We start from the raw sequence: 19281 nt of genomic DNA, 5'->3' as shown, positions 1-19281 counted from the left end.
CACTAGGGATATCCACCGGAGTCGCAGGATAGAAACAGTCTCGCCGTGCTTGAGGCTGAACGCCGATCTACCGAGGGTCGCCGCCATGCCGCGCAACCTTTGCCTGACCCGCCAGTGTCTGGGCCTGGGCACTCGCATCGAATGCTCCATTCGCCCTCTCGCGGGGGATAACGGGATGTGGACGTTGTTGTTTGCCGCTGGAATGACCGGCGAGCAGCCTTCGACCATCAAATCCCAGGGACCGTTTCCCGGGCCGTTCGTGGCCGAAACCTTCCTGCAATCGATCGTCGAAAACCTGACCCAGCAAGGCTACGAGCTGGCGCAGGAGCCGCAGATCTGGTGCCTGCATCTGCAGGCCCACCTGCGCCAGCTCAATAACGGGCAGGAATGCCTGGCCTTGTAGGCCCGGTTATTTGCTTTCGGGCTTGTCCAGCTTGACCTCGAAGCCGTATTGCACGGTGCTCAGGTTGGTACGCTGGTAGCTTTCCAGCTGGGTCGGCTGGCCGTAGAAGTAATGCACATCAAACAACGCCGTGCCGTATTCCTCGGCGTGGTGGCTGACCCCGAGGATTTCCTTGAGGTAGTTGCCGCTGGCGTCCTTGGCATAGAAGCGCCAGCTGTCGGACGGGAACTGCGCCTGGTCGACGATCAGCGCGTTGTCCTTGAGCGACAGGCCCTTGGGCAGCTTGGCCACGTCGATCGTGGCTTGGTCGATGCTGGCCAGGAACAGCGGAATCGAGCCCACCACAAACGCCGGGTTCTCCGGGAACAGGTTGAGGTCGTAGGTGAGCGTGCCGCGTGCAGGGTTCAGCTCGAAGGCTTCGCTCGGCAACTCGATGGGCTCGCCGCGCTCGCCTTTTTCATTGGCTGTGAAAAACGTCACCGGGGCTTCGTCGCTGTTGCGTTCGGTGCCCGCCAATTCGTCGTTGAAGGTGTAGGGGTGGTCAAACACGATATGCGCGGCGCTGGCATCTTCGACGGACTGGCTGATGGTCACGCTGTTTTTCAGCTGGTCCTCGGTCATCGTCGCGGTTTTCAGCCAACTGGCGGTGCTGTCGTCATACACCGTTACCGCCATCGGCAAGGCTTGCACGGTTTTCTGCAGGCTGTTTTTGTCGAAGCGCAATACGGGCAGGTCGAGGTCCTTGCGGGTCAGCGTGGCCTTGGAAAAATCCAGCACGTCGACCTGCAGCGTGTCGATCAGGCCATTGAAGTAGACCTTGGCGTAATGGCTGCTTTGCTGGTGTTCGAAGGCTTTCTGCTCGTCCGTCAGTTGTTTCTCAAACGCGTCCGACCAGGCTTTCTGCTTTTGCATCTGCGCCAGTTGTTTCTCGTAGAACGCCACCTGCGCGGCATTTTCGTTGATCGAGCCCGAGCGCGTGAGGAACTGCCCGGTACTGTCGCGGGCCTGCACCAGCAACGGGTCCGGTGATTCGTCGCCGACCTCCGCCGCCAGCGGTTCGTGGTTGGTCAGTTCGATCTCGGCGTAGTTTTTTTCCAGGCTCAGCAGGTTGAGGGTGATATTGCCCTCGGTGCGTGGGTGGCCGAGGTCTTTTTTCGACAGGTCGAACGTCAGCACCTTGCCCGGCGCGACCACCTCGACCGTACCTTTGAGGCTGACGGGCTGCGGCTGGCTCTTGTTGTCGGTCTCGATGCCGTCGATGAACGGGTAGGTCACCGTCAGGTCATCGGGGTTGGTCAGGTTGGAACTGCTGGGGCTCAACTGGATGCCGGGATCGGTTTCCGACCATTCCGGCTGGAAGGGGATGACTTTGCTGTTGCTCAAGGTCACCGACTGCCATTCCAGGCCATGGGGGAACGGGAACTGGTCGGGCGTGTTGAAGTTGAACGGGAACACCGGCTGCAGATCGGTCAGGTAGTCGGAGTGGGAGGTCTTGCGCAGCACGAACAGGCCATTGATGTAGGTGTCGACCAGGGCCTGGGGCGTGGGGTAGTGCTTGAGCAGGGCCAGGCTGTCTTCGCCGTATTCGGCTTCGATGGGCTTGCTTGCGAGCTTGACCCGCGCCCGTTCCAGCAACAACAGCGAACCGCCGAGGTCGGTGATGGCGTCGCGCAGTTTGGGGTCCTGGATACTGTCGAGCGACTGTTCGAACTGCTTGGTTTTCTCTTCAAGGGTGGTCTGCTTTTGCTCGTCGCTGGGAGAACAGCCACCGGCCAGCAGCAATGCCGCACACAGGCCGATGCTGGCCCAAGGGGAACGCACATCCATCATCTTGAGTTTTCCTGTCCGACGTCTTTGAGCCGAGTTGATGGCCTCGACACTAGCAGAAAAACGCTCTTACAGATGCCACTCAGGTCAGTTTTCTCGCGGTCACAGGTGTTGGGTAGCGGCTGGTATACTCACCGTCATTTCTAACCACGCTGTGTGAGATTCAATGGAACGCTTTATCGAAAATACGATGTACGCCTCGCGCTGGTTGCTGGCGCCGATCTACCTGGGGTTGTCCCTGGGCTTGTTGATCCTGGCATTGAAATTTTTCCAGGAAATCATTCACGTCGTTCCCAATATCTTCAGCATGCTCGAATCGGAAGTGATCCTGCTGCTGTTGTCGTTGATCGACATGGCACTGGTCGGCGGCCTGCTGGTGATGGTGATGATCTCCGGCTACGAGAACTTCGTCTCGCAGCTGGACATCGATGAAAACAAGGAAAAGCTCAACTGGCTGGGCACCATGGACTCTTCCTCGCTGAAGATGAAAGTGGCCGCCTCCATCGTGGCGATTTCCTCCATCCACCTGCTGCGCATCTTCATGGATGCCAAGAACGTCGATCCGCAGCATTTGATGTGGTACGTGATCATCCACATGACCTTTGTGGTCTCGGCGTTCGCCATGGGTTACCTGGACAAGCTCACCAAGCACTGATCCCCGCGCCGGCCTTACTGCCCGATGAAGTAGTAAGGCTGGCGATTGATTGCCATCTCCTTGATCACCGTGACCTTGCCGGTCAGTTGCTCCGTGTTATCCAGCAGCGCGACGTTGCCGGGGGCGGCGTCCAGGTAACTGTGCAGTTCGGGTTCGGTTTGCAGAATCGGCAAGTAGGCCTGCAGATAGAACACGCTGGCGCCGTCGATGCGCTCGTTGGGCCGGAACAACGCGACCTTTTTACCTTCGGCCTGTAGCGCCTGGATCTGGCTCATCACGGGCACGAAGGACTGTTTTTTATCGGCTTTTGGCGCGAACCAGAAAGCAGCGCTCAGGTAGCAGGCGATGAGCACGGTGAACACGCCGCCAATCACGATTTTATGCCGCTTATACAGCGCCGGTTTGTGATCTTTCAGCCAGTGCAGCAGCACCTGCGCATATTCCGCAGCCAGTACGGCGGCGGCTGGCGTCAGCGCCATCAGGTATACGGTGCGCTTGCTGGAAGCCAGGGTCAGCAGGGTGAATTGCGCCACCAGCCAGACGCAGAAAAACAGACGGTAGCGGTTGCGCACCAGGCTTTTACGGAAGTGCCACAACCCCAGGTACACCAGGATATTCCACGGCAAAAAGGCTTCGGGCAGTTTGGCGATGTAGTAGTAGAAGGGTTCGTAGTGCCCGGCTTCGACAAACGAGCCGCTGAACCGCCCGACGCTGTTGGTCCACAGCACTTCGCCCACCGCCTGCAGCCCGCCGCGCTGGAACAGAAACCCCAGCCAGATCAGCAGTGGCACCAAGGCCAGCAGGGTAAACAGTGCCGGCCGCAGCCAGTCGCCGATGCGCAGGCGTTTGTCCATCCAACTGGTGCAGGCCAGGTACACAAAGATCACGATGCCCGGCATCGCCAGGCCCAGCACGCCTTTGCTCAGGGTGGCGATCACCATCCCGGCCGTGAACAGGGCCCACGCCCAGGCGGTTGAGCCCTGGCGCTCGGACGCCGGCCGCATGGCCTGGTAGAACGCCAGCAGCGCGGTGGTCACACCCAGGCTGAGCAATGCATCTTCACCGACGCCGCGCACATTGCTCCAGTAACTGGCCATGGTCGCCAGGATCAGCGCCGCGCAGAACGCCAGTGTCTTTGGCCGCCCGAACGTGCGCAGCATCCCGTAAAGCAGCATCACGCTGAACAACCCGGCGAACGCCGAGGCCAGGCGCACGGCCCCGGGCGTGCCGCCAAACAGGCGGATCGCGCCGGCGTCGAGCCACAGGCTCAGGGGCGGTTTTTCCAGGAACGGCTCACGGAACAGCCGTGGCACCACCCAGTCGTTGTCCAGGTGCATGGCCATGGCGATCCCGCCGACGCGGGCTTCGGTGGAGCCTTGCAGTTCATGGTTACCAAGGGCGAAGAAGAACAACAGGCCAGCAAGCAGGAGCAGCAGAGGAACGGGACGCGTCATGGGGGCTGGTTACCGGGGCAGGGGGCCGTTCGAGGGAACGGCTCGCAATCGGTGAGTATAGGGGGGCGATTCTTAATATTTCATGAATGGGTACGAGGTTTGTGCAGGGGGACCGGGGCGGTGATTTATTTCCGCCCCGGCTTCATTGCGGATGGGGGTTATGTCGCTTTGACTTTAAACCGGCTCAACCCTTGTTGCATGGAGCTGGCCCGTTCCGACAGGTTGCGGGCGGCCACCGCGCATTGTTGGGAGTTGGCCTGATTCTGCTGGGTGACTTCGTCGATCTGCTCCAGGCCGATACTGGCTTGCTGCAAGCCGGACGCCTGTTCACTCGAGGCTTGGTAGATCAGCGACACCAGGCTGGAAACGGTGCTGGTGCCGGTGACGATGTTTCGCAACGAGTCGGCCGTGCGACCGGCGATGACCATGCCGCGCTGTGTCTTGGTCGACGAGTCGGCGATCAGCGCCGCGGTTTGCTGGGCCGCTTCGGCACTGCGGGCGGCGAGGCTCCTGACTTCATCGGCGACGACGGCAAAACCACGGCCCAATTCACCGGCGCGTGCCGCCTCGATCGCCGCGTTCAAGGCCAGCAGGTTGGTCTGGGCGGCGATGTTGTCGATGGTGGTGATGATCGCGGTGATGTCTTTGCCCGAGTTGTCGATTTCGGTCATGGCGGCGATCAGTTCGCTCATCAGCTTGTCACTTTCCCCGGCGTCGGCGCGTGAGGCCTGGGATTGTTCGTCGGCCTTTTTCGCGTTGGCGGCGTTGTCGGTGGTCTGCGCGGCCATTTGCGTCATGACGGCACTGATCTCAGTGATGGACGACGCCGAGTTGGACGCACCATCGGACAACGACTGGCTCAACTCGGTGACCTGTGCGGAGCTGCCGGTGATTTGCGTGGCGCTGGCCTGCACTTGGGAAATCAAGGTGTTCAAGTTGCCGACCATTTTTTCCAGGGACTTGCCCAACGTGTCGTTGGGGGAAGACAAACGCACTTCCAGGTCCAGATCGCCTTCGGAGATACGTTCAGCCACACGGACCTGACGCTGCAGGCTTTCGGACATCTCGTTCAAGGCCAAGGACAACTGGCCGACTTCATCGTCGGATTTTTGCACCAGGCGACGCGAGAAATCCCCCAGGCTGATAGTGGCAGCCAAGGCGGCGGCTTCACGAATCGGCCCGACGATTTTTGCGGTGGCGAACCACAGCGCCAGCAATGCCAGTACCGAGATACCCAGGCCGACCGAGACCTGCCAGATACTGCTGCTGACGCCACGGGATTGCAGTTCCTTCTCCAGGGCAATCGCCTGGCTCATGACCACCGCCTTGGGCAGGTGGATCAAGATGGCCCAGGGTTTTTCGGTGCGGCCCAGGATGATCGGCATCTGTACTTCGATTTCCTGGGAGTCCTGGTTGAGGCGACTGTCGCCCTGGCCTTTTTGCACATTGGCCAGCACCTTGTCCCAGGTGTCGGGTAGCAATGCCTTCAATGACTGGCCGATCAGTTCCGGCCGTTTACTGTCGGCGACCACCAAGCCCTGGTTGCTCAGGATCGACACCGAACCTTTGCCGCCGTAGAGGTCGGCGGACATTTGCTCGCTGAGTTTCTGGATAAACGAGATGTCGAAGTCTGCGCCGACCACGCCGTAAAACTTGCCATTGGCGGTGATCGGCACCGAGAGCGTGGTCAGCCACACATTTTTGCCTTGCACCACGTAGGGAAGGGGGTCGAGCACGCTTTCTTTCAGGGTGTCCCGGGGGCCGCTGTACCAGCCGCCCTTGAGCACGCCATTGGGGTGGCGGGCATCGGAGTCGTATTCGACCAGCGGTTGCACGGCGATATGGCCGTCCGAGCCGCGTGTCCAATAGGGCGTGAAGCGGCCGGTCAACGGGTTGTTGCCGCCTTCGTTGTTACGAAACGCTTGGTCCTGGCCATCCACCGCATCCGGCTCCCAGCACGAATACGTGCCGTTGAAGTCGGGGTTGTCCTTGAGCACGCTGAGCAACATTGTATTGATTTGATCGCGGCCCAGTGCCAGCGGGCTTTGCGCACTTTTACTCGCGCCCAGCGTATTGGCCAGCGTGCGTGCCGAGTCCAAGGCATTTTGCAGTTTCGCCCTGATCGCATTGGCACGGGACTCCGCCAGGTTTTGTACTTCGCGAATGGTGCCGCTTTCGATCAATGTTGAAACTTCGGTGCCCACGTAGGCTTGATTGGCGGTTGAGGAGTACAACCCATATAACACCAGGCTCGCGCAAGAGATTAACAGGCAGAGTCCGGCGGTGAAGCAAATCCGAGTCTGTAATGAGTTGAATTTCATGGTATTTCCTGCCCACGCTAGTAGTTGCCGACATAATTGGATGGCGGCATTTCAGTTTTTTTTTGTTCGCAAGGCTTACTGCTTGATCATGGGCTGCTTGAGCATATAAATGCAGTACAGCTGGGGCGTCGCTTAGTTCTGCTCGGGCGCCTCATCGTCGAGCCAGAGACGTTCGGTGTTTTTAAAGCCATAACGCTGTGACGGCACGCGCGCAATGATGCGATCGGTTTGTTCGGGATCACTCAGGTCGATTATTTTTGGGGTGATATAAATATTCAACACCGGCACGAAGAACAACTTAATCTTTGGCGTCAATAAAGAGTCGGGGTGTTGTTCGATCACCACGCCGATACTGCCACTTTTCAACTGAACGATAGACCCCACCGGATAAATACCCACGGACTTCAAAAACGCGCGGAACACCTCGTCGTCGAAATGCCCGTCCCATGTCGACATTTGCTGGATGGCGACCGCGGGGTCCCAGCCTTGGTTGTAGGAACGATCCGAGGTGATTGCATCGTAGACATCGCAAACGGCGGCCATTCGCGCAAAAAGACTGATCTGGTCGCCGACCAACTGATGGGGGTAGCCGCTGCCGTCCACCCGCTCATGATGATGCAGGCAGACATCCACGACCATGTCGCACATCTGCGAAGTCGCCAGCAGGGTTTTCTCACCTTCCAGCGGGTGCGTGCGTATCAGTTGTAATTCGTCACCGCTCAAGCGCCCGGGCTTGTTGAGGATCGCGCCCGGTATGGCCATTTTGCCGATGTCATGCAGCAGGCCGGCCATCCCGACCCGGCGAATCAACACGGCAGGCAGGTTCAACTGGTTGCCCAGGGCAATCATCAATGCACACACGGCGACCGAATGCATGTAGGTGTAATCGTCGAGGCTTTTCAGGCGTGCCAGGCTGATAAAGGCGTTGGGATGGCGGGCGATCGACGCGGAAATGTCGTCGACCAGTACGCTGATATTCTCCAACTCCAGGGCGCGGCCCATGCGGACATGGCTGAACATCTCGACCACGGCAGTCTTGGCGCGGGCACAGATTTCCTGGGCGGCAACAAGCTCGTCGTTCATGCAGGTGGGAGTGATCGTCGCCGCTGCGGGCGCAGAGGGCGGCTCTGCTGACTGGGGTGTCTCGGGTAGTTGCGCGCCGCAGCCCATGGCGCATTGGATATCCGCCTGCGCGTCGCGTGCGCGGCCTTGCCAGAAGGGCCTGGCCTCGCCGCTGTCTGGCGCCAGATGATAGAGCTCATTACATTTCAACATGATTTGCCCTCTGTTGATTTTGTTCTTATTCGTTTCCTTACAGCCTCCTTGGCTTGAGTGTTGTTGTCGTAGAGCGTCAGTTCGTGTTGACGGCTTTGATACGTGAGACGACGCGGCCGGCCAGGTCATCGGGGCGGAACTTGGCCAGGAAGTCGTCGGCCCCGACTTTCTTGACCATGGCCTGGTTGAAGCCCCCCGAGAGCGAGGTGTGCAGCACAATGTGCAGGTTGGCCATGCGCGGGTCGTTGCGGATCTCGGCGGTCAAGGTGTAGCCGTCCATCTCCGGCATCTCGATGTCGGAGATCATCATCAGAAACTCCTCATCCGGCTTGCGCCCTTCGTCGAGCATGGCGCGCAGGTAGTCCAGCGCTTGTCGGCCATCGTTCAAGGCCACTACCTCGACGCCCACGGTTTCCAGGCAGCGGGTCACCTGTTTGCGCGCGACCATCGAGTCGTCCACGGTCAACACCCGCAGGTGTCGCGCCTGCTGGGTGACTTCGTGATCGATTACGCCGCTGGATATTTCCTCGGACGATGGCGATATTTCTGTCAGCACCTTTTCAACATCGATGATCTCGACCAGGCGGTCGTCCGTGCGGGTGACGGCCGTCAGGTAATTGTTCTCACCACTGCCCTTGGGCGGCGGGTGGATGTCTTCCCAGTTCAGATTGACGATGTGTTCGACCGCGTAGACGAGGAAACCCTGAACGCGATTGTTGTACTCCGTAAGTATTATAAAAGCGCTTTCCTGATCCTCGACTCCGGGCAGTCCCGTTGCCATGGCCAGGTCAAGAATAGGGATGCAGAGACCTCGGATATTGGCCACGCCACAAATATTGTTATTAGACTTTGGTATCGATGATAACTTCGGGCAGCGGATAACTTCACGAACTTTGAATACGTTGATCCCGTACAGTTGGTGATTGTTGAAGCGGAACAGCAACAGTTCGAGCCTGTTCTGCCCGACCAGTTGTGTGCGGCTGTTAACGGAGGCCAGTACACCGGTCATACACACTCCTTAAACCTGGTTGAACAGCGCTGATGTCGTAATGACATTAGCATATGTAGGGGGATGTAAAATATATGTGAAAATAAAAGAATGCCAGGGTTTGTCGTTAAAACGATATGAAGTCAGGTGAATGTCTTTTCGCACAGTTGTTTTAAATGCTTAGTTGGCTAACTTATTGTTTGTTATTGTTGAGAATGATTTAGATCGAAGGTTTTAGATGATCTGCAACATTCGATAATTCATATAGCCCTAGGCGGAGTCGAGGCATGACCGCCGCTGATGATCCTTGCGGGTGCCGGGCATATCGATCTCGCACATGCGTTGCAAAGGCACGCCGATGCATAAGTCGATGGGCCGCGTGTAAACAGAAGCGGGGTGTCTGAATAGCTCATATATCTGTTTCGGCCGAACCCTGGCGATGGTCGAGAAGCGTCTAGCCTGGGCCTGAGAACCTGCTCCATTTGTTTACCTGTACGGACAAACATCGTGGACGGGGTCGCTGATTTTGCTTAGGGTGTGGCCATTCGATATTACTGGCAAGGTGGTCTGCATGCAGCGCGAAAAGTTCCTGGCGCAACCTGAAATTGAGTCCTTCATCGCATGGCTTGCAGCGAATTTGCCGACGCTGACCTTCAAGCTGCGCTTCAAGTCGAGCAAATTCGTGCCTGGCGGTTTGACGGCTGATGTCCAGGGCATCGAGCAGGTGCTTGGGCACTATTGCTGGAAGGCAAGCTGGCAGGATGCTCACCAATGCTCGGTGGATTCACGCACCTGGGCTGAAACCCAACGCTCTCTCGGGCAACTTCGCGAATGGCTGACGAGTGCGGTCAATCAGGGGAATGACCAGCAAGCGCTTCAGGCCTGCCTGCAGATTCTTCGTTGGGGCGGCGTGCGGGGCGCCATTCCGTTTTTGCACCGGCTGGCCGCAAACGGCAAGCTGTCGAGCTATCTGCAAAAGATGGCCAGGCTGATGTCGCTCGACGGCAAAAATGACCTGGATGATCTCGATGCGATCAGCGTCGAGCGTTTCGATGCGGGCCTGACCAAGATTCATGCGTTGTTTGATTCGTCGGGCTCCCCCATCTATGACAGCCGCGTCGGCGCAGCGATAGGCATGCTGTATTCACTGTTTCGCCAGCAATGGACGGGGAGCGGCAAACCCTTGCTGGCTTTCCCGTCCGGAGCCGCTCGTGGCAGCCAGATCCGCAACCCCGGAGCATTTTTGAACGGCCTGGCCGCGCCTCAGTTCTCTTCGATCAGCTATGAGACATGGGCCCGCTGGCAAGTGCGGTTGGGCTGGATTATCCGCGCCGTGCTTGAGCGCACCGGCTGGTTCGCCGAGCAAGGCGCGCTGCCTGCGCGGTGCCATGCGTTCGAGGCCAGCCTGTTTGTGCTTGGCTATGACCTGCGGTGCTTTGGGTGGCCGCCTAAGTCAGCCGTGCCGGTGGTTGACCTGCCGGAACCCGAACGTGACAGCACGGGCTGGGTGCCGACGGGGAACCCTTTCAGTCAGGTCATCAACGACTATCTGCTGTTCCGTCGCCAGGGTGGAAAAAGCGATAAAGCCTCGTTCGTTGACTGGTTGTCGACTCATCCGCACCACGCGCGTCCGATCTCGCGGGCTACCGCTCAGGACTACTGTTTTGCGTTTTCGATGCAGGAGTTCGACCTCTTCGACCGCTCACTCGAAGCGCTAGAGCGGATTGTCGCCGGTGGCGAGGACGGCTTGCGTGCCGTCTTGGCGAGCGAGGCGCTGGAGCCTTTCACCTTGGGCGATGAGCGCGTCAGTGTGTGTCTGGTAGACGTCATGATCACGGGGCGGGCGTATCAGCGAGAGTCGACCGGTGACGCGCGTGTCGAGTCGATCTTGAGCGCCGGGTACGCCGGCACGAAAAACAGCGCAAACACACTGATGGCCCTGGGGCGCAACGTGGGCAAGCACTTCGGTTTGCTGGACGACAAGCATTTGCCTACGCCGCTCTTCGAGCGTTTCTTCGGCGCATGTTCGCTCGAGGCGTGACGCTCACGACGTTGTGTGCGGGGCGGCCGATCACTCTGTTTGAGCGCATCGATGATCGCGCCGAGCTTGGCCTCAGCGACTGGCACCTCTGTGTGCTGTTCGATGAGGCGCCGCCTCTCGATCCGTCCGGCTTGAATCAGCGCGACCTGGCGGGCGATACGCCGCTGGACATGGCTTACCGGCTGAACCGCAGCGGCCTGATCGACACGCTGGAGTCACTCGGTGCCCAGGGCAACCCGCAGATTCGCGGCTGGGCCGGCCTGGGCAGCTTCATGCCCCACGACAAATACATCCACCTGCCTGCGCGATACGGCAATGTCAAAACCCTGCAAGCCCGCTACCGCCTGGGTGCCAGCCTCAATGACCGCGATGGGCTGGGGAACACGCCACTGCATTGGCTGCTGCTCAATGGCCACTTGAAGGCTGCGCGGTACTTCATCGACCGCGCCATGACGTTCGGTCTTGATCTGGGCGCGAAGAATCACCAGGGCAATACGCTGCGCAATATTGCTCAGCTCAACGGCCAGCATGAACTGGCACAGCGCTTACTCGCGGCCGAGATCGACAATTGCCTGCGTGCGCTGCGCCTCTGGCAGGACATGCGCCTCAATCATGCATCAACCACGGTCTCAACTCTTTGAGATTGGTGACCACGATCTGCTGGGCCTCGGGGTTGGTCGCCTGGTTGCGCGGGTCGACCTGATAGCGGCGCAAGACGTACTTCACCAGTGCCTTGCGACTGGACACCACCAGTTGCCCGTCGGTCATGCCGAAGTCGGTTTCGATGATGGCCTGCTGCGCCGCGTTCAAGCGGCCATCGGGGGCGAAGATGATCGGCACTTCGGTATTCCAGTCTTCGTCCAGTTCCCGTGTGTTCTGCGACGCGTCGAGCAGGTCCGGCTCACCGCGCAGGCGGCTCAGCACAAAGTCGCGGTACTGCCGATTCTTCTCGCAGTAAGCGCGCACATGCCAGCGCATCCCGGTGTACACCAGGGTGTGAGGGGCAATCAGGCGGATTTCCACGTTCGGGGTATTGAGCGATACGTACTCGGTCTCCAGGCGCAGACCGTCGCGGCATGCCGCGAGCAAGGGGCGCAGGATCTCTGGCCGGATCGGCCGGTCCGGCACTTCGAGCACCTTGGTATGGGCATAAGCCAGGGCCAGGCCTTCGATGTGCGGCGCCCGTTCATTGTTCTGGTAAAGCAGGTGCAGGTAGGCACTGGCGCTGTCATCGATGAACAGCGGCTTGAAGTGTTTGCTCGGTACATAGCCCTTGCGTTGCTTGTCATATGTCAAGTTTCGGGGCGCATGTTCATTGATGTAGGTATTGATGTCCTTGGAGGCTTGCTGGCGGCTGATGCCGAAGCTCTGGATCAAGTGCCCCGTGGTCAGGCGGCCTTCCCACCAGGCGACGGTCTCGATCAAACGATAGCGAAGTGCCAGGTCCCAGCGCACTTGTTCGATGGATTGCTTGCGTTTCATACCTGCTCCATGTGCGTGAATACTTTACCTGTATAAGTCTACATTCTAGACCTGTCGTAAATCACTACATATCGTGTCGCTGTCTTCTGAATATCTCGAAGGGATGGAAGGATGTGAACATGAGTATGTCGGAAGTGGTTTCGACGGGGGCATTGGCGGTGATGGGGATCATCCTGCTGGTGCTGGTACAGCATTGTTTGAAGTTGAGCGAGCTTTGGAAAATGGTTGCCCATTATCAGAAGGATCTGCGTTTGGCGCAGATCTGGGAAGTGGAAAACCGCGAGCTGCGGTCGGCGTTGCGCGCCGAGCGAGAACACGTCGCGCAGTTGCAGCGCAAGCTGGAATTGCTGCAAGCGCTGCTCCCGGTCACAGAATAATCCGCAGTATCGCCATCCAGGAGAATCCATTCATGCCGATAAAACCCAGACCCTTCACCTTTGTGTGTGAAGACTGCAAGTGGAAGAAAACCATTGCGCCGCGCAGTGACGCGCTGATGCCCGGCGACTGGTTCGCGAGCTGTCCGAAATGCGGCAGCACAGCCCTGAAAATGCGCGCGGCCGGGTGGCTGGAGGCGGCGGTGGCGGAGTTTGTGGCGCGGCGGTAGGCGTCGACAGCTACAGGCTGAACGCGTGGATCTTGGCGACGCTCAGCCGATCACCGTCTATACACCAGCGTATTGATATACCGTCGCGCTCCAATATTGGCTGCCATTGTGCTGTTGGCGGGTCCAACCGTCTGCGAGCAGGTGTTTGGCGATCATTCGATTCATCACGCCATGACCGAGCAGCAGAACCGGCCCTTCACCGGCGAGGGACTGCAGTCGTTGAGCGGCCGTGTTGGCGCGCAACCTTGCGGCGCCAGCGGATTCGATATTGCGTGAGTAACCGCACAGCCATAAGACCCGGAAGATAAATGCCCAGGTAAACGGCGATAGCCGGGGCAATCGCCAACGGCCATAAGGCAGTTGCGCTTCGCAGAAAAGCGCGTCGACGACAGCAGGCTTCAGCCCGAGCACCTCGACCGAGGTCAGCGCACGAGGCGCGCTGCTTGAAACAACCAGGGTGGCGGCTGCGGCGAGTTGCTGGCTGGCGTCCGGAGCCGGATGGCGGATGATTTCGGATCGGTTGTATTGCTCGATCCAGTCTTTCATCTCGAACATTGAGATTCTTTCGCGCGCGGCCATCTTGGGCTGGCCGTGACGCATCAGGATGATGGTTTTGCTCATCGTGTGTTTTCGTCCTTGTTTGGCTTAACCACGCCATGTTTCCGATACCACGCCACAGTGTCAGAAACGGTCTGCTCCAGCACTCGAAAACTCAGGCCAAGCTCCTGTTCGCTCTTGTGGTGGTTAAAACAGGTACGGTGCTCCTCTCGTATCAATAGGCGCAACGTCGCCATGCTCAGCAAAATAGGCTTGCCGGTAATGCGCGCGTAAACCTCCTGCACCGCCGCCAACAGGTACAGCGCGGGCACTGGCAGTTGCCGAACAGGGGTTTTGACGCCCGCGATACGCCCCAGCACAGGTACCAACTGGCGCATGGTCAAGTTGCGACCGGCCGCGAGGTAGCGCTCTCCTCGCCGCCCATGTTTGGCGGCGGCGATCTGGGCACATGCCACATCGCGGGCATCGACCACGGAGAAAGTGCCGGGGATCAGCCCGGGTAACTTGCCGTTGATCACGTCCTTGACCAATTGTCCGGAGGAGGTCGGGCCCATATCGCCCGGGCCCCACATCCAGCCGGGCAGCACCATGCAGGCATGCATTTGGGGATGGGTTTCAAGGAACGTCAAGACGACACGCTCGGCGAGGATCTTGCTGCGGTAGTAGTCATCCGCATCGGCTTCGGCCCGCAGGCATGTCTCGTCGATAGAGGTGCCGGGGGCTCCGTCGAGCACGGCAATCGACGAGGTATGCACGAAGCGGCGGACTCCCGCGCGATAGGCCTGGTGAAGCAGGGCTTGCGTACCGGCGACATTGATCTTTTCGAGCGCTTCCCAGTGGCTGCCGCCCTTGTAGTTATCGCGAAAGAACGCTGCGGTATGAAACACCGTATCGCAGCCTTGCAACGATGTTGCGAACGCGTCGGTGTCGGCCATATCGCCAACGACCAGTTCCACGCTCGGCAGGTCGTTGAACTGCTGCTCACCCTTGGCCCGTGAGCGGACCAGGGCTTTGACGGCGTAGCCGTGTGCGACCAGTTCCCGCACCAGGTTGTTGCCCAGCAAGCCGGTTGCGCCAGTGACGAATGCGTTGCGCATGGGGTCCATAGTCATACATTTCATTCCAGTCGTTTCGAAGGCCGGTAGATATACCGTTGAGGCGGCGTCTGAAAAACAGCGACTACTGCATAATGGCTTTGCATATATGCAAACCCTGGAGGACGGGAGGTATGGCGTTGCAGGCAAATTGGGACGATCTTCGTCTTCTGTTGGCGGTCTCGCGGCGTGGCAGTTTTCTTCAAGCTGGCCAGTTGCTGGGGATCGCGGCGTCTACCGTGTCCCGTCGCCTGACCCAGCTGGAAGCGGCCCTGGGTGAGCCGCTCGTTGAACGCGGCGTTGAAGGCTGCTGGTTGACCTCGCGGGGCCAAGCCCTGGTGGACGTCGCGGTGGCAGCAGAGGCGGGCTTGAGGCGTCAGACGGCGGCGGAGTTGTCCGGGGAACACGCAGCGCTATGTGGCAGCGTGCTGGTCAGTGCCGGCGAGGGGTTTTCTTCTTGTGTGTTGGACGCCGCGAGCCGGTTTACGGCCCTGCATCCGCGCTGTTCCGTGGAGTTACTGGTCGCCACCGACTTTCACAAGATCGTCCGCGGGGTGGCGGATATCGCCATACGCACAGCGCACCTGGGCGAGCCATCGTTGATTTATCGACCCATCGGCAAGCTCGCCTATGGCGTCTTCGCTGAGGCCGGGTACCTGAAGCGATCTCCCGGGGTGACCCTGGCTACGGCGGTCAACATCGCCTTGCTTCCTCCGCTGGATATGTTGCCTCAAATGCGTGCCGCAAAGGCTGCGGGCCTGGACCGTGCGCAAATCAGCGTGAACTCGTTCGCCGTCCAACTGGAGTCGGTGCGGCAAGGCATGGGCGTGGCTGTACTGCCGCGTATTCTGGCGAAGGGCCTGACGGAGTTGTTCCCCGAGTTGGAACTTCCAGAGATGGAGGTCTATCTGGTAACCCGGCCTCAGGCGTTGAAACAGGCGCACATCAGATGTTTCTTTGACATCTTGGAGCAGGTGTTGCTCGAAGTCCTCTGCGTCGGCACGCATCAAAGGGCGAGCTGACAACGTCGCAGTGCGGATCGCGAAGAGGCATACCGAGGCCTGGCAGGCGAACACTCCAACGAGACCCTGGCACAGCACCTGGGATTTGCGTCGGGGGATTCCTTTGGTCATTGGTTTCGGCGCATCACCGGCAGCAGCCCAGGCAAGGTGCGTAGCTCTTTGCAGGTTGCCAGCGCGTAAGTGCGGCCGCTGGCCCCATGAACCCGCGCCCCTGAAGGGCGCGCGCTCATTTCTCGCTTGACCGCTCAACGGGCAAAAAAACGAGGCGCGCAAGGCTCATCCGGCGATGTACAGCCCGCCGTTCACGTGCAGTACTTCAGGGATGGTGATGTTTGTATTCCTGGCTCACGCCGCCATACCCATACGCACTGGCCCTGCAATCGATGAGGTGGATGTTGGAGTGTGGATGCAGGTTGCCGATTTCCTCGGCCAATAGCGCGAAAGCCTCACGCTGAAAGCGCGCCTTCTGCGCTTTGGTGTTTGTCTCATCGGTGATGGTGACCTCCAGCCGGAACGAGTTGTAACCCAGTTCGGCCAGCGAGCAACTGTTGATGAACCATTGCTCATGAGGCACGAAATGCACCATCACCAGCGTCTGCTCCGGGCGTTTCTCCAGCACATCGCAGGTTAGCGCGGTGAGCTGGGAAACGATCCCCTGGACTCGCGCAAGGTCAGGTTGGCCAGAGATTTTGAGTGTGATGCCGGGCATGTTGGAGTCCTCGTCGGAAGTAAATGTCTGGCTCAGAGTAAGGAGTGGCTTGAGTGCTGAAAAGCCGGAAGATATGATCGTATCCTTCGGAAAAACGGCAGGATGAGCATGCGCCCCTTTGATCTCGAACTTTTGCGAGCCTTCGCGGTTGCGATGGAGTCAGGCAGCCTCGCGCAGGCGGCGCCTAAGTTGTGTCGGTCGCAGTCGGCGTTAAGCGAGCAATTGCGCAAGCTCGAGGCCTTCACCGGGGTTACGTTGCTGGAGCGGGGTAAAAAAGGCGTCAGGCCGACACCGGCTGGCGAACGCTTATTGGTCCACGCACGCGACATGCTTGCCTTGAGTGAGCGTGCCCTTGAAAGCGTGCGTGGCGTGACCTTTGTCGGCGAGTTGCGGCTGGCTATCACCGACTACTTTCTGCCCAGCTCGATCGCCGACCTGTTGAAGAAACTGCGAGTGCGCTATCCGCACCTTCGCCTGCATGTGTCGGTACGCAAGAGCATGCAAATCGAGAGCGGGGCAGATTCAGGCGACTTCGATATCGGCCTTTCCATGCGAATTCTCGACGGGCGCAGCCTGCCTGAGGGCTTGCCGGTGCGACGGGAGGCGTTGCGTTGGGTGTCGGTCGCGGGGTTCGAGGCTGAGCGGGAGGAAAACACCCCGTTGCCACTTTTGGTACTGCCGCAGGGGTGCAGCCTGCAGCGCCTCGCCAGAGAGACCTTGGAGGCTCACGAGGTGCCTTATGTGGTTGCGCATTCGGCGTCCGGCGTCGCGGGGCTGCAATCAGCGTTATTGGCAGGTTTGGGCGTCGCTTGTCTGAATGCCTCCGCTGTACCGATGGGCGCGCAGGTCTGCCAGTCGGCGCACCATTTACCGGGATTGCCGGATGTTGAGTTCAGCCTGTTGCCCCCTCGTCCTGGCGAATCGCCCTTGGTCGGGGCCGTCAGGGAAATGCTTGCGAGCCAGTTCAGTTAATCGTCCGAGAAGCCAGCAGCGCCGCTAGGGCGCTACGGGGGCGTTGCGAAATGCATGCACTGCGTCAGGGATTGGCACTGAGATTCGGGCCCGTCAGCCGGAACTCTTGAAGGGAAAAAAGGAGTGACTATGCATAAAGAAATCTGGATGAAACGTTACCGCGTAAAGTTGATTGCCGTCGTTTGTCTCATCGTGGCTATCGCGTTGCTTGTTCTCGCGCGGCTTGACACTTATGGTCTGGATCGCAGAGCCAGCGAACCGTTTGCATTCGACGCAAATGGGTTGCGCCTGGCCGGCACGCTCTGGCTGCCCGACCGTGCGGCAACAGCGGCAGTGGTTCTGGTTCACGGGGATGGCCCCCAGGATCGCACGTCGCAGCAGGGTTACGATCCACTCATCAACGCGCTTCTCGATGCCGGCATTGCGGTTGTTTCGTGGGATAAACCGGGCATTGGGGATTCGCCGGGGAATTGGCTCAGCCAGTCGATGACGGACCGCTACGTGGACGTGCGCAGCGCGTTGTCTGCCCTGCGCAGTAGGCTGCCAGCAATCCCTGTCGGTGCGCTTGGGTTTTCACAAGCCGGCTGGGTACTGCCCCGCCTGGCATCGGGGGATGCGGACTTTCTGGTGCTTGTCGGGGGCGCGGTATCCTGGCAACGACAAGGTGACTATTACACGCGGACGCGGTTGCAACGCACGGGGATGTCCGAGCCCGACATCGACGCAACGATGGCTCGGATCGCCGCCGCCGATGAGCGTTTGTTTGCCTCTGCGCAGGTGCCGCCGGTTGCCCTTCTGGACGGCATGAGCGCAGAACGCTGGGCGTTTGTGCGGCGCAATCTTCACGAAGACGCAACCGGTGCCTTGGAAAAACTCGACATTCCGCTGCTTGCGCTGTGGGGCGCGGACGATCTGAATGTCGATCCCGAAGCCAGCGCAGCCCTCTACCGAAAGGCGCTCGGCGGCAACCATCCCGCCAACCGGATTGAAGTCATACCGGATGCAACCCATGGGCTACTCAAGGCGGCGGCTTACAACACGCAACTCACCAGCGAATGGTCCTGGTTCACCACGATGAGGTTCCTCATGGAAGGTCGTCTTGCCTACGCCCCAGGTGCCCTTGAAACGATAAACGCGTGGGTTCACGCCAGAGCCAGCCAGTGAATGCACTGGCGGCCAGCGTTGGCAATCAATGCGTGCGGGCAACCACTCGACAAGCGATGTTGGAGCCTCAAGGCTCCTGAGTTTCGAGACGCCGTTTAAACGCGCCGAGCGCAGTACGGATCAACGGGCCCATCACCGGGTCGGCGGCAATGCCCTCGGCGCTCGACTGGCTGGACAGGAGGTTAACCGTGATTGACGCTTGCTCGATGATGCTCGCCGACATCGTTTCCAGGACCAGCCGCAATGCCGCTTGCGCGTGGCTGGCTCTGGGCGATGCGTTGAACAGCGCGACAGGCTTGCCCGGAAACTCTTCACTGCTTACCAGCCAATCGAGCATGTTCTTGAATGCGCCGGGAATACCTCGAGCGTACTCGGGGCACGAAACCAACAGCCCATCCGCCTGCCCGATAATTGCGCGCAACGCCAAGACTGACTCGGGGGGATTCTCGAGCAGGTCCGGGTTGAAGTGAGGCAATTCAGCGATGCCTTCGTAATGTGCGACCTGTACCTCTTCGGGGCATAGATGCTCAACTGCGCGTAGCAAAATTGAGTTGGAAGAGGCCTGACGCAGACTTCCCGAGACAGCAAGCAAACGCACCATTTCAACACCGTTCGTGATTCGTGAGTCGGTGAAGTTTCGCACGAGCTGAGCTTCGTTCACCATTGCGGCATAGCCATCCAGCGCTCAGCGGGGAGCTTGGCGGCACCCGAT

At 59.4% G+C, this 19281-nt stretch carries 19 protein-coding genes and 1 pseudogene; 9 read left to right on the top strand and 11 right to left on the bottom strand.

Going from position 1 to position 19281, the window contains the following annotated elements:
- The first annotated feature begins 85 nt into the window (after positions 1-85).
- Entirely contained in the window at positions 86-403 is a 318-nt protein-coding gene (locus MOQ67_RS27375; protein WP_017847321.1) for a PA4575 family protein, read from the top strand.
- A 6-nt stretch (positions 404-409) separates the two neighbouring features.
- Here MOQ67_RS27375 and MOQ67_RS27370 read toward each other — a convergent pair whose 3' ends face one another.
- Positions 410-2233: a hypothetical protein gene (locus MOQ67_RS27370; RefSeq protein WP_082118835.1), complete on the bottom strand. Its 1824-nt coding sequence runs from the start codon at positions 2231-2233 to the stop codon at positions 410-412.
- Positions 2234-2396: 163 nt separating this feature from the next.
- Here MOQ67_RS27370 and MOQ67_RS27365 point away from each other — a divergent pair, with 163 nt between their 5' ends.
- Positions 2397-2885, top strand: coding sequence for a TIGR00645 family protein (locus MOQ67_RS27365; protein ID WP_017847323.1), 489 nt, complete (start codon positions 2397-2399; stop codon positions 2883-2885).
- A gap of 14 nt (positions 2886-2899) precedes the next feature.
- On the opposite strand, the gene MOQ67_RS27360 is transcribed toward MOQ67_RS27365, so the two are convergent.
- The 5 genes and pseudogenes from MOQ67_RS27360 to MOQ67_RS27340 form a co-directional block, all read right to left on the bottom strand.
- Complete coding sequence (locus MOQ67_RS27360; protein WP_017847324.1) at positions 2900-4339, bottom strand: ArnT family glycosyltransferase; 1440 nt, start codon at positions 4337-4339, stop codon at positions 2900-2902.
- A 158-nt stretch (positions 4340-4497) separates the two neighbouring features.
- On the bottom strand, positions 4498-5286 hold the full coding sequence (locus MOQ67_RS27355) for a methyl-accepting chemotaxis protein (RefSeq protein ID WP_448125612.1): 789 nt from the start codon (positions 5284-5286) through the stop codon (positions 4498-4500).
- Between the two features lie 111 nt (positions 5287-5397).
- Positions 5398-6348: pseudogene (locus MOQ67_RS27350) on the bottom strand (PDC sensor domain-containing protein); the annotation flags it as partial.
- Positions 6349-6792: 444 nt separating this feature from the next.
- Positions 6793-7935: an HD-GYP domain-containing protein gene (locus MOQ67_RS27345; protein ID WP_232925403.1), complete on the bottom strand. Its 1143-nt coding sequence runs from the start codon at positions 7933-7935 to the stop codon at positions 6793-6795.
- Between the two features lie 76 nt (positions 7936-8011).
- On the bottom strand, positions 8012-8944 hold the full coding sequence (locus tag MOQ67_RS27340) for a chemotaxis protein CheV (RefSeq protein WP_198717796.1): 933 nt from the start codon (positions 8942-8944) through the stop codon (positions 8012-8014).
- A 550-nt stretch (positions 8945-9494) separates the two neighbouring features.
- On the opposite strand from MOQ67_RS27340, the gene MOQ67_RS27335 reads away from it, so the two are divergent.
- Together MOQ67_RS27335 and MOQ67_RS27330 are read left to right on the top strand one after the other, a co-directional pair.
- The gene (locus MOQ67_RS27335; RefSeq protein WP_198717797.1) at positions 9495-10964 is read left to right on the top strand and encodes a hypothetical protein; all 1470 of its coding nucleotides are present in this window, start codon (positions 9495-9497) and stop codon (positions 10962-10964) included.
- The gene (locus tag MOQ67_RS27330; protein ID WP_232925402.1) at positions 10946-11605 is read left to right on the top strand and encodes an ankyrin repeat domain-containing protein; all 660 of its coding nucleotides are present in this window, start codon (positions 10946-10948) and stop codon (positions 11603-11605) included. Before MOQ67_RS27335 ends, MOQ67_RS27330 begins: the two co-directional genes overlap by 19 nt.
- Here MOQ67_RS27330 and MOQ67_RS27325 read toward each other — a convergent pair.
- Positions 11571-12446, bottom strand: a complete 876-nt coding sequence (locus MOQ67_RS27325) for a WYL domain-containing protein (RefSeq protein ID WP_017847330.1) — start codon at positions 12444-12446, stop codon at positions 11571-11573. The two genes, MOQ67_RS27330 and MOQ67_RS27325, sit on opposite strands and share 35 nt — an antisense overlap.
- Positions 12447-12565: 119 nt before the next feature.
- Here MOQ67_RS27325 and MOQ67_RS27320 point away from each other — a divergent pair, with 119 nt between their 5' ends.
- Positions 12566-12823 (top strand): hypothetical protein, encoded by a 258-nt coding sequence (locus tag MOQ67_RS27320; RefSeq protein ID WP_104904411.1) that lies wholly within the window; start codon positions 12566-12568, stop codon positions 12821-12823.
- A gap of 32 nt (positions 12824-12855) precedes the next feature.
- Positions 12856-13050, top strand: coding sequence for a hypothetical protein (locus MOQ67_RS27315; protein WP_017847332.1), 195 nt, complete (start codon positions 12856-12858; stop codon positions 13048-13050).
- 57 nt (positions 13051-13107) lie between these two features.
- Here MOQ67_RS27315 and MOQ67_RS27310 read toward each other — a convergent pair whose 3' ends face one another.
- Both MOQ67_RS27310 and MOQ67_RS27305 read right to left on the bottom strand, forming a co-directional pair.
- Positions 13108-13671, bottom strand: a complete 564-nt coding sequence (locus MOQ67_RS27310) for a histidine phosphatase family protein (RefSeq protein WP_017847333.1) — start codon at positions 13669-13671, stop codon at positions 13108-13110.
- Positions 13668-14705: an SDR family oxidoreductase gene (locus MOQ67_RS27305; protein ID WP_126588657.1), complete on the bottom strand. Its 1038-nt coding sequence runs from the start codon at positions 14703-14705 to the stop codon at positions 13668-13670. Before MOQ67_RS27305 ends, MOQ67_RS27310 begins: the two co-directional genes overlap by 4 nt.
- Before the next feature lie 131 nt (positions 14706-14836).
- Here MOQ67_RS27305 and MOQ67_RS27300 point away from each other — a divergent pair, with 131 nt between their 5' ends.
- On the top strand, positions 14837-15724 hold the full coding sequence (locus MOQ67_RS27300; RefSeq protein ID WP_017847335.1) for a LysR family transcriptional regulator: 888 nt from the start codon (positions 14837-14839) through the stop codon (positions 15722-15724).
- Between the two features lie 316 nt (positions 15725-16040).
- On the opposite strand, the gene MOQ67_RS27295 is transcribed toward MOQ67_RS27300, so the two are convergent.
- Positions 16041-16433 (bottom strand): tautomerase family protein, encoded by a 393-nt coding sequence (locus tag MOQ67_RS27295; RefSeq protein WP_017847336.1) that lies wholly within the window; start codon positions 16431-16433, stop codon positions 16041-16043.
- Between the two features lie 108 nt (positions 16434-16541).
- On the opposite strand from MOQ67_RS27295, the gene MOQ67_RS27290 reads away from it, so the two are divergent.
- Positions 16542-17405, top strand: a complete 864-nt coding sequence (locus tag MOQ67_RS27290; protein WP_017847337.1) for a LysR family transcriptional regulator — start codon at positions 16542-16544, stop codon at positions 17403-17405.
- 129 nt (positions 17406-17534) lie between these two features.
- Complete coding sequence (locus MOQ67_RS27285; protein ID WP_198717798.1) at positions 17535-18569, top strand: alpha/beta hydrolase family protein; 1035 nt, start codon at positions 17535-17537, stop codon at positions 18567-18569.
- Between the two features lie 67 nt (positions 18570-18636).
- Here MOQ67_RS27285 and MOQ67_RS27280 read toward each other — a convergent pair whose 3' ends face one another.
- Positions 18637-19233: an NADPH-dependent FMN reductase gene (locus MOQ67_RS27280; protein WP_082118832.1), complete on the bottom strand. Its 597-nt coding sequence runs from the start codon at positions 19231-19233 to the stop codon at positions 18637-18639.
- Positions 19234-19281: the final 48 nt, after the last annotated feature.

The organism is Pseudomonas sp. LY-1 (genome assembly GCF_053502595.1).
This window is presented reverse-complemented; position numbering and strand designations above follow the sequence as displayed.